At 73.3% G+C, this 12503-nt stretch carries 8 protein-coding genes and 2 pseudogenes; 3 read left to right on the plus strand and 7 right to left on the minus strand.

The window, feature by feature from the left end; translation table 11 throughout:
- The 7 genes and pseudogenes from ACTIDRAF_RS0204775 to rimO form a co-directional block, all read right to left on the minus strand.
- Window positions 1-382, minus strand: a pseudogene (locus tag ACTIDRAF_RS0204775) (phage shock envelope stress response protein PspM); the annotation flags it as partial.
- A gap of 43 nt (window positions 383-425) precedes the next feature.
- Window positions 426-1244: a PspA/IM30 family protein gene (locus ACTIDRAF_RS0204780; protein WP_016697573.1), complete on the minus strand. Its 819-nt coding sequence runs from the start codon at window positions 1242-1244 to the stop codon at window positions 426-428.
- An 86-nt stretch (window positions 1245-1330) separates the two neighbouring features.
- On the minus strand, window positions 1331-2050 hold the full coding sequence (locus ACTIDRAF_RS0204785) for a hypothetical protein (protein WP_016697574.1): 720 nt from the start codon (window positions 2048-2050) through the stop codon (window positions 1331-1333).
- A gap of 218 nt (window positions 2051-2268) precedes the next feature.
- Window positions 2269-2724 (minus strand): helix-turn-helix domain-containing protein, encoded by a 456-nt coding sequence (locus ACTIDRAF_RS0204790; RefSeq protein ID WP_016697575.1) that lies wholly within the window; start codon window positions 2722-2724, stop codon window positions 2269-2271.
- Between the two features lie 292 nt (window positions 2725-3016).
- Window positions 3017-3544, minus strand: a complete 528-nt coding sequence (locus ACTIDRAF_RS0204795; protein WP_016697576.1) for a CinA family protein — start codon at window positions 3542-3544, stop codon at window positions 3017-3019.
- A complete protein-coding gene (pgsA, locus tag ACTIDRAF_RS0204800) occupies window positions 3541-4197 on the minus strand; it encodes a CDP-diacylglycerol--glycerol-3-phosphate 3-phosphatidyltransferase (RefSeq protein ID WP_026065788.1) in 657 nt (218 codons plus the stop codon). The genes ACTIDRAF_RS0204795 and pgsA overlap by 4 nt, the downstream gene beginning before the upstream one ends.
- A gap of 20 nt (window positions 4198-4217) precedes the next feature.
- Complete coding sequence (gene rimO, locus ACTIDRAF_RS0204805) at window positions 4218-5663, minus strand: 30S ribosomal protein S12 methylthiotransferase RimO (RefSeq protein ID WP_016697578.1); 1446 nt, start codon at window positions 5661-5663, stop codon at window positions 4218-4220.
- 124 nt (window positions 5664-5787) lie between these two features.
- Here rimO and ACTIDRAF_RS0204810 point away from each other — a divergent pair, with 124 nt between their 5' ends.
- The 3 genes and pseudogenes from ACTIDRAF_RS0204810 to ACTIDRAF_RS33590 form a co-directional block, all read left to right on the plus strand.
- The gene (locus ACTIDRAF_RS0204810) at window positions 5788-6351 is read left to right on the plus strand and encodes an amino-acid N-acetyltransferase (RefSeq protein ID WP_016697579.1); all 564 of its coding nucleotides are present in this window, start codon (window positions 5788-5790) and stop codon (window positions 6349-6351) included.
- Between the two features lie 509 nt (window positions 6352-6860).
- On the plus strand, window positions 6861-10253 hold the full coding sequence (locus ACTIDRAF_RS0204815; protein WP_016697580.1) for a phosphodiester glycosidase family protein: 3393 nt from the start codon (window positions 6861-6863) through the stop codon (window positions 10251-10253).
- Window positions 10254-11287: 1034 nt separating this feature from the next.
- Window positions 11288-12503, plus strand: a pseudogene (locus ACTIDRAF_RS33590) (PPE domain-containing protein); the annotation flags it as partial.

Genomic DNA, 12503 nt, shown 5'->3' on the forward strand with positions numbered 1-12503 from the left:
CGGGCCGCCGCATCGGCCCGTGCGCGGCGGAACCCGGGTCGGGCAGGGGTGGTGGTGGCGGCGGCGCGACCGCCTCCTCGGGCAGCGGGGTCCGGTACAGCCGGACGGTCCGCACGCCGGAGGACACCGCGCTCGCCGCGAAGAGGGCGCTCACCCCGCCCACGACGACCTCGGAGGTCTCCAGCCCGGGCTCGCTGCCCACCGTGAACGCTAACGCCCCGGCGAGGGCGGCGAGCCCGGTCTTGACGTAGAGGCCCCGACGGGCCCGCCGCCGCCTGCGCAGCAGCTGGGCCCTCGGGTCACGCCACTTGTCCAGGCCCTGGCAGAACTTGCTGGCGACCAGGCCACCGGCCTGGTTCACCACCGAAACGAGGTCGGACACATCGCCCCTGCGATCCGCCACCTGGACTCACACCCCTGGCCGCTCAGGCCTGGCCTGGCTGCTGCTGGCCGGGCTGCTGGATGTTCTGCGGCTGAGCGGGCTGCGGCGCGGCGGCACCGCCGCCCACCTGGCCCACCGACCCGCCGCCCATGCTGGCGCGGATCTGCTCCAGCCTGGAGGCACCAGCCATGTTCACCGAGGCCTGCTCGACCTCCATCATCCGCCCCTGCACCGAGTTCTTCGCCAACTCGGTCTGCCCCATCGCCGTCGAGTACCGCTTCTCGATCTTGTCGCGGACCTCGTCGAGGGACGGGGTGTTCTTCGGCGCGGCGAGCTCGCTCATCTGCTGGAGGGAGCTGGACACCTGCTCCTGCATCTTCGCCTGCTCGAGCTGGCTGAGCAGCTTGGTGCGCTCGGCGATCTTCTGCTGGAGCTGCATGGCGTTGCGCTCCACCGCCTGCTTGGCCTCGTTGGCCGCCTGGAGCGCGGAGTCGTGGAGGCTCTTGAGGTCCTCGATCTCCTGCTCGGCGCTGACCAGCTGTGCCGCGAACGCCTGGGCGCTGTTCTCGTACTGCTGCGCCTTCTCCAGGTCACCCTGGTTCCTGGCGTCGTCGGCCATGACCAGCGCCTGCCTGGCCGAGGCCTGGAGCTTCTCGACGTCCCCGAGCCGCCGGTTGAGCTTCATCTCCAGCTGGCGCTGGTTGCCGATCACGGCGGCGGCCTGCTGGGACAGCGCCTGGTGCTGCCGCTGCGCCTCCTCGATGGCCTGCTGGATCTGCACCTTCGGGTCCGCGTGCTCGTCGATCTTCGACGAGAACGCCGCCATGAGGTACTTCCAGAACTTCACGAACGGGTTGGCCATCTCCTCCGCCTGCCTTCTTCTGCTACCCGGCCGCCCGCGGCGACTACCCGGATAATCACCCGATGCCTGATTGCTGTTCCATCGTGTCAGGTACCGTCGCGCGGTTCCAGCGACCCCGGAACATCTGGGGGCTGACCCTGATGAGAGCCCGGGGCGCCCCCCGCCGCCGAGAGCCGCTGGACCTCCACCAACCCGGACCGCAGCCCGCGCAGCCGGTCGGCGAGGTCCGCCACCGGGTCGCCGACCGTGACCGCGGAGGTACGGGCGGAGGTCAACTCGACGATCTCCGTGCGGGAGCGTTCCAGACCAGCCACCGCGCCCTGCATCCTGGCCAGCAGCGTCTCCTTCGCCCCCTGGCGTGCCTCCGCCGCCCGGAGCCGGTCGGCCACGGAGGCGGCGGCGCCGGCCAGCTCGGACCGGGTGACCTCGTCCGCCGCCTGGTTGGCGGCCTGGGACAACCGCTGCCACTCGGCCCGCAGTTCGGGGGCCAGGTCCTGCCGCGACAACCCGTCGAGCCTGGCCACCTCAGCGGCGCTGGACCGCACCTCCACCAGCACGAGCTCCACGTCGTCGTGGACACCCGAGAGTTCGGGGCGTCCCGCCGTCGCGGAGGCGATGGCGCGCGCCGCCCGCTCCGCGCGCTCCGCCCACACCTGGGCGGGACTTCCGCGCACGGGGCGGGGCGTCTCGGCCGCGAGGGGCTGGGGCGAGGTGCCGTTCCTGGACCGCCGCACGGCGACGAACAGCAGTGCCCCGCCAGCCAGCACGACCACCGCCAGCACCGCGACGAGGACTTCGAGAATCACTGGTGGTCCCCCACCCGCTCCGAGGGTTCTGACACGACTCGAATTCCGGGCGCCCCACTCGTTGACGTGTACGACGTCGCTCCGTGGCCCCCGGTCAACGAAGTGCCCTCAATAGTAGTCAGGCGCACTCGCGTGGTGGTGCTGACCCGATCACGCGGAGGGAACCGGACCGCGCCGGGACGGCGGCCCTGCCCCGAGCGGGCCGCGGAAGCGGCTCGTCAGGCCGCCACCACCACCTTGTTGGTGATGCGCATCGACGGGTCGAGGCGGCCACCGAGGACAGGGGCGACGGCGAACTCGGAGAACTGCTCCCCCACCACGGCGGGGACGAGCTCGTCCGGCTGCTGGGCCTGCCGCGCGCCCCTGGCCTCGGCCGGCGCCGGCTGGGCCACGGGGCTGCTGGGGGCGGGCACCGGCGTGGCCACCTGGCGGGTTCCGGAGTCGGACCGGATCTCGGTGGCCACGTCGTCGAGGAGCCTGGGCAGTTCGAGCTCCAGGGCGTCGCAGATGGCCGCGAGGAGTTCGCTCGAGGCCTCCTTGCGCCCCCGCTCGACCTCCGACAGGTAACCCAGGCTGACCCTGGCGATCCGGGACACCTCACGCAGAGTGCGACGCTGGGCCGTGCGTTCCTCACGCAGGCGCTCGCCGATGGCCTCCCGCAACAGAACGGCCATGCCGTGTCTCCTTCCACCCTGGATGTGTTCGACGGTTCACTGTCGGGCTGACGCGCCGGCAGCGCGCCGCGATCGAACGACGATCCAGTTGAGCGCGCCGTCCACTCCACCGTACCCAGCCGAGCCAATACGTTCAGCAGCTTCGGGTCAACGTCCGCCGAGGGCGAACGTGTTCCCGTTCAGCCGGTTCTCCCCGTTGTTTGCCTGATCGGGTTAACGGACGCCGGTGGTCCGGCATTCCGGGGACGGTGAACCCGCCAGGTGGTGACGGCGCGTGACCGGATCCTCCCCCTCAGCCGGGGGGTGCTCGGTCCAGCGCCGCGACGAGGGCGTCGACAGCGGCCCGGACCGCCGCCGCCCGCACGCCGTGCCGGGACCCGGGCAGCCGGAGCGTGCGGACCTCGGTCTCGTGGGGGCCGGCCACCGCGACGTGCACGACGCCGGGCGGGACCCCGTTCTGCGGGTCCGGACCGGCGACCCCCGTGAGCCCCAGCCCCCAGTCCGCCCCGCAGCGCCGCCGCGCCCCCTCCGCCAGGCCCCGGGCGACCTCCGGGTCTACCGGCCCGTGTTCGTCGAGGAGGCGGGTGTCGACGCCGGCGAGACTGCCCTTCAGGTCGGTGCCGTACACCACGAGTCCGCCCCGGACGACCGCGCTGGCCCCGGGCACCGACGTCAGCAGCCCGGTGACCAGGCCCGCGGTCAGGGACTCCGAGGTCGCCACGGTCTCGCCCCGCCGCCGGAGCCGCTCCACGAGGAGGGCTACCCGCTCCTCGTCGAGCCCGAACCCGAGCAACGGTGAGCGGTCGTCCGGTCGGTTCACGCCGTGCCCGCGAGTGCCCGTCGCCCCCGGGCACGCATCCGCACGGCCCGGACGGCGTAGTCGATCCCGGTCGCCACGGTCAGCAGCAGCGCCACCGCCATCACCGACCAGCGGACCGGGTCGAACCCTTCGGAGAGGGGCAGCACGTACAGGCCGATGGCGACGACCTGCACGAGGGTCTTCAGCTTCCCGCCCCGGCTGGCGGGGATCACCCCGTGCCGGATCACCCAGAACCGCAGCAGGGTGACCCCGAGCTCGCGGGCACCGATCACGATGGTCACCCACCAGGGCAGCTCGCCGAGCACGCTGAGCCCCACCAGCGCCGCGCCGATCAGCGCCTTGTCCGCGATCGGGTCAGCGATCTTGCCGAAGTCGGTGATCAGGCCCCGGCGGCGGGCGAGGTCCCCGTCCAGGCGGTCGGTGATGGCCGCCAGCGCGAAGAGCCCGGCGGCGACAAGCCGCCACGTCCCGCCCTCCGCCCCCACGAACAGGGCGACCAGGAAGAAGGGCACCAGGACGAGGCGGAAGACCGTCAGGGCGTTGGCGATGTTGACCACCGGAACAGGGGTCGGCGCCGTGCCGACGGGGCCGGCCGGTTTCGGAGCACCGCCCTCCTCCCCGTCGGCGCCGGCCGGGGTTCCGGTGCTGTTCATGGTCGCGTCCTCGGCTGCCGTCACGGGTATCCCCTCGTCAGGACTTCCTGCGGCCGCACGATGAGATCGACGCCCTCGGAATCGACCACCGTGGCCCGCACGAACTGGCCCACCTCGATTCCCTCAGCATCGGTGAGAACGCACTCCCCGTCGACTTCGGGGCCCTGGTGCTCGGCCCGACCGGTGCAGTCGTCCTCCTCGCCGGCGGTCCGCTCGACCAGCACCGTGACCTCCTCACCCACCCGTTCGGCGGCACGTTGGGCGGTCAGTTCCTCCACGAGGGCGGCAACGCGCGTCACCCGCTCGGAGATCTGGTCCGGGTCCAGCTTGTCGGGGAATCCCGCCGCCTCCGTGTTCTCCTCGTCGGAGTAGCCGAAGACGCCGACGACGTCCAGGCGGGCCGCGGTGAGGAACCGCTCCAGCTCCGCCACGTCGTCCTCGGTCTCGCCGGGGAACCCCAGGATGACGTTCGTGCGCAGGCCAGCGGCCGGGGACAGCGCCCTGACGCTCTCGACGAGACCGAGGAAGGACTCGGTGGACCCGAACCGCCGCATGCGGCGCAGCACCGGCTCGCTGGAGTGCTGGAAGGAGAGGTCGAAGTACGGGGCCACCCCCGGGGTGGTGGCGATGGCGCTCACCAGACCGGGTCGGGTCTCCGCCGGCTGGAGGTAGGAGACACGCACCCGGTCGATCCCCGGAACCTCGGCCAGGCGGGGAAGCAGCTTCTCCAGCGCCCTCAGGTCCCCGAGGTCCTTGCCGTAGGAGGTCGAGTTCTCGCTGACCAGGAAGAGCTCCCGCACTCCTGACCCGGCCAGCCACTCGGCCTCGGCGACCACGTCGTCGGCGGGGCGGGAGACGAAGGACCCCCGGAAACTCGGGATCGCACAGAAGGAGCACCGCCGGTCGCAGCCGGAGGCGAGCTTCAGCGGCGCCACCGGGGAGCTGTCGAGGCGGCGGCGCGGTACCCGGGGCCCCCAGGCGTGGCCGGGAACGGCCACCTGCTCGGCCGAACCGGCGAGGGCGGAGGGGCGCTCGACCGGTGAGATCGGCAGCAGCCGGCGGCGATCACCGGGCGTGTGGGAGGCCACCGGGTTCCCCGCCAGCACCTCGTCGAGCCGGCCGGCCATGTCCGGGTAGTGGTCGAAGCCGAGGACGGCGTCGGCCTCGGGCAGGCTGTCGGCCAGCTCTCTGCCGTACCGCTCGGCCATGCACCCCACCGCCACCACCTTGGCACCGGTGTCGGCGGCGGCGAGCAGGGTGTCCACCGAGTCCTTCTTCGCCGACTCGATGAAGCCGCAGGTGTTGACCAGCACGACGGAGGGGGCGTCCTCCCCGCTGGCGTCGGTGTCGACGAGCTCCCAGCCCGCACCGCTGAGGCGGCCGGCCAACTCCTCGGAGTCGACCTCGTTTCGGGAACAGCCCAGGGTGACGACGGCGACGCGGCGGGGTGGTTCGGGGGTTGGCACGAGGTCAGGGTAACGGGGCCCGTCCAGCCTCCCGGTGGGGCGAGGGCCGCCAGGCGCCGCGGGCGGGCCCGCGCGGCTCCGGGGCCGGTCGGCGGCGCACCAGAGGCGGACCAGGCGGATAGGCTTGCTGAACGTGCAGGTAGCCGAGGATGAACCCCTGGTGGTCCGGCGCGCCCGGGTGGGTGACGTGCGGGCCGTCAAGCGACTGGTCGACGCCTATGCGGGCAAGGTGCTGCTGGCGAAGGAGCTGGTCGCCCTCTACGAAGGGGTGCAGGAGTTCTGGGTGGCGGAATCCGGCGGCGAGATCGTCGGATGCGGTGCGCTGCACGTCCTCTGGGAGGACCTCGCCGAGATCAGGACCGTCGCGGTGGCCCCCGAAGCCGCCGGGCGGGGTGTGGGGCGAGCGGTGGTGGGCAGGCTGGTGGAGGTCGCGGTCGAGCTCGGCCTGCGGCGGATCTTCGTGTTGACCTTCGAGACCACGTTCTTCGCACGGCTGGGTTTCCGGGAGATCTCCGGCACCCCGGTGTCCGCCGAGGTGTACGAGGAGATGCGGCATTCGGTGGACGAGGGGGTCGCGGAGTTCCTCGACCTGCCCTACGTCAAGCCCAACACCCTGGGGAACAGCCGGATGCTGCTCGAACTGCCCGCCGAGGAGCAGGAGCGCCCTGGCCCCCACACCGTCGCCTGACCCGCCCAGCCGCACGTCGGGGACATCGGGCCGGGCCGTGCCGCCGGTCTGGCGGATGCTCCGCCCCGGGTCGGTGCGGGCGGTGACGTGAGACGTGGCGGTCGGCGCCCCCGGCGCGGCAGCCCTCGTCCCGGTCGCCCGCTTTCCGGGGGTTCCCGCTCGCGCGCGGGGGAGCCGTGGCCGCCCGCGGCGCTCGTGCGGGTGCCGCCGGGTGCGCTCGTCGTGCCCCGGTGCCCCCGGTGGTCCCCCGGGATGGCGCTGGGAGGGCTGCCCCGTCGCCGGGCGGCGCGTGACCGTTCCCGTGCGGGACCGAGCACCCGCCGCGGTCACCCTCACCGGTCCGCCCAAAACGGCCGGACTCAGCCGACGCCGCCCGAGGCCCGTACCCGTGGCGCGCCCAGCGGTTCGCGGTGGTTCACCCCGCCGCCACGTACCCGTCATCGGTTGTCCCCACCGGTTGACTGCAATCGTCCCGTCCCGATCAGCACGGCCCCTCGACTGGAGGTCCGATGGTGACACCACGGAATGTCCGGGCGCTGCTCTGCGCCGCACTGGTGACACTGCCCCTGGCCGCCCTACCGCAGGCCGCCGCCTCCCCGGACGTGGGGCGCCGGACACTGGCGGCGCTCCCCGAGGACGGTCCCGCCGCCTCGTCGCGGAGCGAGCTCGACCTGTGGGCCGTCCCCGGCGGAAGCACGGCGGAGCCCGGTTTCACCGTCAGCAGCAGCACGACCGCCGTCGCGCCGGGTCTCGAGTTGACGGAGTTCGCCCGGTACGACCCGAACGGCTGGGTGGAGGGCGACGTGCTCACCGCCGACCTGGCCGGCACCGGTCTGCGGCCCACCTACCTCCACCCCGGCTCGGTGTCCGACCGCGCGCCGCTGTCGGAGCAGGTCGCCTCGGCAGGGGCGGTGGCCGGGGTCAACGCCGACTTCTTCGACATCAACGCCACCGGAGCTCCCCTCGGGGTGGGCATCGACGACGGCACCCTGCGGCACGCCCCGGCCAGCGGACGGAACCTCACGGCCACCTTCACCGAGGAGGGCCTCGCCACCCTCACGGAGGTGTTCCTGGAGGCCTCGGTGACCCTTCCCGACGGCGAGTCCGTCCCGGCCAGCAACTTCAACTCGCCCGTCGTGGCCGGCGGCGGCATCGGCGTGTTCACGCCACTGTGGGGGGAGTCCGACCGGACGACCGCCGTCACGGGCGCCGACCGCGTCGTGGAGGTGGAGATCCGGGATGGACGGGTCATCGCGGTCCGGGACGCGCCGACCGCCGGACCGGTGGCCGACGGCAGCCAGTTCCTCCTCGGGCGTGACGGCGGGGCGGACGTCCTCGGCGCACTGTCCGTGGGGGACGTGGTGGAGCTGGACGTCGACGTGCGCTCGGACGTCGAGGACATCGCCGTCGCCGTGGGCGGCAACCGGGTCCTGGTCAGGGACGGTGAGGTCCTGCCGGTCGACGACGTGGCCCTGCACCCGAGGACGGCGGTGGGGTTCTCCGAGGACGGTGAGCGGTTCTGGCTGGTCACCATCGACGGCCGGCAGGCGAGCAGCCGGGGCATGACGGAGCGGGAGCTGGGCCACTACCTGCGATCGCTGGGAGCGCACCACGCCCTCAACCTCGACGGTGGCGGTTCCTCCACGATGCTGGCCCGCCCCGTGGGCGACACCGAACCCAGTGTTCGCAACTCGCCGTCGGACGGCGGCGAGCGGACGGTGCCCAACGGGCTGGGGCTGGTGACGCCGGAGGGCAGCGGGGAACTCGCCGGCTACCGCGTGGAACCCGCCGTCACCGGCGCCGACTCGGAACGGGTCCTCGGAGGGCTCGGCCGCCGGCTGGTGGCCCACGGCCACGACGAGACCGGCGCGGCCGTGGAGTCCACCCCGCGGTGGTCGGTCACCCCGCAACGGCTCGGTCAGGTCGGTCGGGGGGTGTTCCGGGCGCGGCCCGGCGCGCCGGGAGTCGACGGTCCCCGCACGGTCACCGTCGCGGCCGGCCAGGACGGCACCCGCTCGACGGTGGAGCTGATGGTGCTGGGCACGCCGGTCCGGTTGGGCACCGACGTCGGCCAGGTCGCCCTCGCCGGGGACGGCGCGGTCGGCCGCTTCACCGTCCTCGGCTACGACGGCGACGGTTTCGGCACGTGGGTCGAGCCGGCGGACGTGTCGCTGGAGTACGACCGGGACGTCGTGCGGATCACTCCCCACGAGGACGGGTTCGCCGTCACCGCGCTGGTGCCCAGCGGGTCCACCGTGGTCGAGGCGAGCGTGGGGGACCTGCGGGTGGCGCTCGGCGTGGCGGTCGGCACCGAGGATCACGTGCTGTCCTCCATGGATGACCTGACCGCCTGGCAGGCCACCGGTTTCCCCGCCGTCGTCGACTCGGCGATCTCCGCCGCCCCGGGCCACGACGGGGGCACCGGGATCGCCCTGGACTACGGGTTCACCGGAACCACGGCGACCAGGGCCGCCTACGTCGCGGCCCGGGGGAACGTCGAACTCCCGGCGGGTACCCAGCGGATCGGTGTCTGGATCAACGGGGACGGCCGGGGGGCGTGGCCGAGGTTGGAGCTGCGGGACACGGGAGGTGTCGCCACGATCCTGAACCTCGCCGACGCCGTGGACTGGACGGGATGGCGCTACGCCGAGACGACCGTGCCGGGAGGACTGGCCGGCCCGCTGCGGGTGCACCGCGTCTACCTCGCGGAGACCGACGGGACCAGCCAGTACGAGGGCAGGGTGGTGTTCGACGACCTCACGGCGGCCGTCTCCCCCGTCACCGAGGTGCCCCCGCCGGGCGCTCTCCAGGATCCCTCGGTGCTCACCACGCCCCCGCGGGAGGCGGCGGGAGGGCTTCGGGTGGCCGTGGTCAGCGACGCCCAGTTCACCGCCGACTCCCCCGACGGTGAGGCGGCCCGGCAGGCGAGGCGGTCCTTCCGGGAGGCGCTGGCGGCCGACCCGGACGTGGTGCTGATCAACGGTGACCTGGTGGACCGGGGGTTCGCCGAGGACTTCGCGGTGGCCCGCCGGATCATCGACGAGGAGTTGGGCGACTCCGTGCCCTGGTACTACGTGCCCGGCAACCACGAGATCTCCGGCCCCGGTGACATCAGCGAGTTCGAGGCCGAGTTCGGCGCCCCCTTCCAGGTCGCCGACCACGAAGGCGTGCGGATGGTGTTGCTGAACAGCGCGTACGGCACGCTGCGCGGCGGCGGGTTCGACCAGGTGGAGATGCTGCGGGACGCCCTCGATTCGGCGGTGGAGGACCCGGACGTGCACGGGGTGCTCGTGGCGATGCACCATCCGACCAGGGACCCGAGGCCCGCGGCCAACTCCCAACTCGCCGACTCCCGGGAGGCCGACCTCGTCGCCGAGTGGCTGACCGAGTTCGAGCTGGAGTCCGGCAAGCCCGCCGCCGTCATCACCGCTCACGCCGGCCTGTTCCACGCCTCGCGGGTCGATGGCGTGCCCTACTGGATCAACGGCAATGCCGGGAAGGGCCCGTCGGCGCCGCCGGAGTCGGGTGGCTTCACGGGCTGGAGCCTCCTGCACCTGGACCCGGGCCGGGACGAGCTGCCGATGCGCGTCGAGATGCGTCCGCACGTGGACGAGCTGTCGGTCGAGGTTCCGGAGGAGCTGTCGATCGGGGGTTCCGGCGAGGTGGTGGCCGAGGTGCACCAGGACGGCCAGGCCGTTCCGGTGGCCTACCCGGTGGCCCGGGCGTGGTCCGGTTCCGAGGGGCTGCACGTCGTCGGTGACTCGACGTCCGAGCCCGGCCCGGAGCACGTGGCCTCCTTCGATCCGGCGACCGGTCAGGTGCGGGGTCTGCGGGCGGGGTCCGCGGAGCTGGAGCTGACGGTGAACGGTGCGACGGAGCGGGTGCGGGTGACCGTGCGTTGATCTCGCCCGTCGTCCACCCTTGGCGGTAGGACCTCCACGGCCCCGGGAGCCCCTCCGGTTCCCGGGGCCGTCCGCCGTCGTGGGGCGGTGCGCGGTCCACGCCGCTGACCATTCGAAACCTCCCTCCGCTCCGTGCGGGCGGGCTTCCGCGAGACGGTGCGACGACGATCACGCATGTCCGGGTCCGATTCGGACCGGCGGTGTTCACGAAGTGCCCCTCACACCCTTCTCACGCCTGCTAACTTCACGGAGGGGAATCACCAGCCGGCGGTGTGTTCACCGTCCCCGCCCGGCTGACGAGCATCGAAAGGGCCGCGCATGGCGACCGAGCAGGGTGGGGAGCGCTCCGTCGCGTCTCCGGACGCCCTGGGCGCCGTCGCCCGCCGGGTCGCGCACCCGCCATCGCCGGGCCGGGCGGCCACGTCCGGGCGGCGGAAGCCGAACCGCGGCCGGCCATCCCCGCCCCCGTGGCCCTCGCCCCCGCCTCCGGATCGAGCGCGCCCGCTCGTCGGCTCCGCCGAGAACGCACCGGGCGGAGGCGACACCGATCAGCGGCGAGCACCGACCTCCGCGACGGCTGAGCGCCGGGCCGCGCCCCCAACCGCCTTCCGGGCGGGCCTGCCGGGCCGCGTCCTCCGCCGCTCCGGCGACGGCGTCCCACGCCCGAACGCGGCTCGCCCGTCCACCCGGCCCAGGCCGGCGGGATCCGACACCACGTCCCGCACGGCCCACCCGCGCCACCCCGACCGGCGTCCCGTCCGCCCCGGCGGCAGGCGACCGGTCGGCACGTCCACTCGACCAGACAGCACCAAGGACCACGACGCGACCACCACCACCGTTCCACCGACCACGGGGGCGACCGGCACCACGTCGGCGGTCAGCGGGTACCGGACGTCCCGCCACCCGTCCGCACCCGGCCGCCGCACCCGGGTCGGCGACCTCCGGGCAACCGGGCCGAGCTGGGGAGAGCCGGTTCGGGTTCGTCGGAGAACGGGGACTTCCTTGTTGCGGCCAGCACTTCGGGGAGCAGCATCATGACCGACACCGAAAGCCAGGGACCGGAGATCCATGAGCGGGAGTACAGACAGCGGGAGGGCCAATTCCTGTCCCCTCTCGACATCTTCACACCCGGCGCCTACCTCCCTCGGATGCTGGAGCACATCAACATCCGCAGGGAGGGGATGGAGCTCGTCGAGGGCCTGGACCACCGGGAGCCGATGATCTCGAGCTGCCACAACTACGCCTCGTCGCAGCACCGGGAGCTCAAGCAGTGGGTCGACGAGGGCAACGAGCCTGAGCACACGCACGCGGTCGGCGAGACGTGGAACAGCATCGGCAACGAGTTCGTCGAGGACTTCGAGGAGCTGATGTCACTCGCCGACAACGGCGCCGACTGGGAGGGCGAGGCTGCGGAGTCGGCCTTCGCCGCCGTCGCCTCCCTCGGCGAGTGGACCGGGCAGAGCAGCCAGGCGTACCACGCCACCTCCGCGCAGGTGGAGAACCAGGCCTTCGCCGCCTCCGAGGCGAAGCGACGGATGCCGGAACCGGTCGAGTACGACCAGATGGAGTTCATGCGGCGGGCGTCGAGCACGTTCAACCCGCTCGAGGTGATCGCGATCTACCACGAGGCATTCGAAACCGCCGAACGCTCCGTCGCGGCGCACGAAGAGGCCGTGCAGGTCATGGGCACGCTGGAGTCGAGTTTCCAGACGACCGACAGCAGCATGCCCGCGTTCGCTCCGCCTCCCTCGATCACGGGCGGGGAGGGTGACGGAGCGGTCGACCGGTCCAGCATCCGCACCCCGGTGGGCGAGGGCAGCCTGGACCGCTACGGCACGCCGGGTGACGGACCGGGCGGCGGGGGCCTTCCCGGCGGCGGTCTGCCGGGGGGTGGCGGCCCCGGAGGCGGTGGCTCGGGTGGCGGTGGGCTCCCCGGGGGGAGCGTGCCCGGGGGCAACTACCCCGGCGGGAACTACCCGGGCGGGAACTACCCGGGCGGAAACGGTCCCGGAGGGAGCGTGCCCGGGGGCAACTACCCGGGCGGCAACCCCCCTGGCTCGGACGGGCCCGGCGCCGTCCGTCCCGACTGGGTACCCAACAACCCGAACTACCCGGGTGGCAACCTGCCCGGCGGCAACCTGCCCCACCTGCCGGGCGGTCCCGGCGGGGGCCTTCCCGGCGGCGGTGTGCCCGGTGGTGGCCCCGGCGGCGGTGGCCTCCCCGGCCCGCTCGGCGGGCTGCCGGGTGGCG

This window comes from Actinoalloteichus spitiensis RMV-1378 (assembly GCF_000239155.1).
In the GTDB taxonomy this organism is placed as follows: domain Bacteria; phylum Actinomycetota; class Actinomycetes; order Mycobacteriales; family Pseudonocardiaceae; genus Actinoalloteichus_B; species Actinoalloteichus_B spitiensis.

What these genes read in the sequence shown, in the direction of transcription:
- ACTIDRAF_RS0204780 (WP_016697573.1), bottom strand. Translation starts at nt 1,244, where the DNA reads ATGGCCAACCCGTTCGTGAAGTTCTGGAAGTACCTCATGGCGGCGTTC.
- ACTIDRAF_RS0204790 (WP_016697575.1), bottom strand. Translation starts at nt 2,724, where the DNA reads ATGGCCGTTCTGTTGCGGGAGGCCATCGGCGAGCGCCTGCGTGAGGAA.
- pgsA (WP_026065788.1), bottom strand. Translation starts at nt 4,197, where the DNA reads ATGAACAGCACCGGAACCCCGGCCGGCGCCGACGGGGAGGAGGGCGGT.
- ACTIDRAF_RS0204815 (WP_016697580.1), top strand. Translation starts at nt 6,861, where the DNA reads ATGGTGACACCACGGAATGTCCGGGCGCTGCTCTGCGCCGCACTGGTG.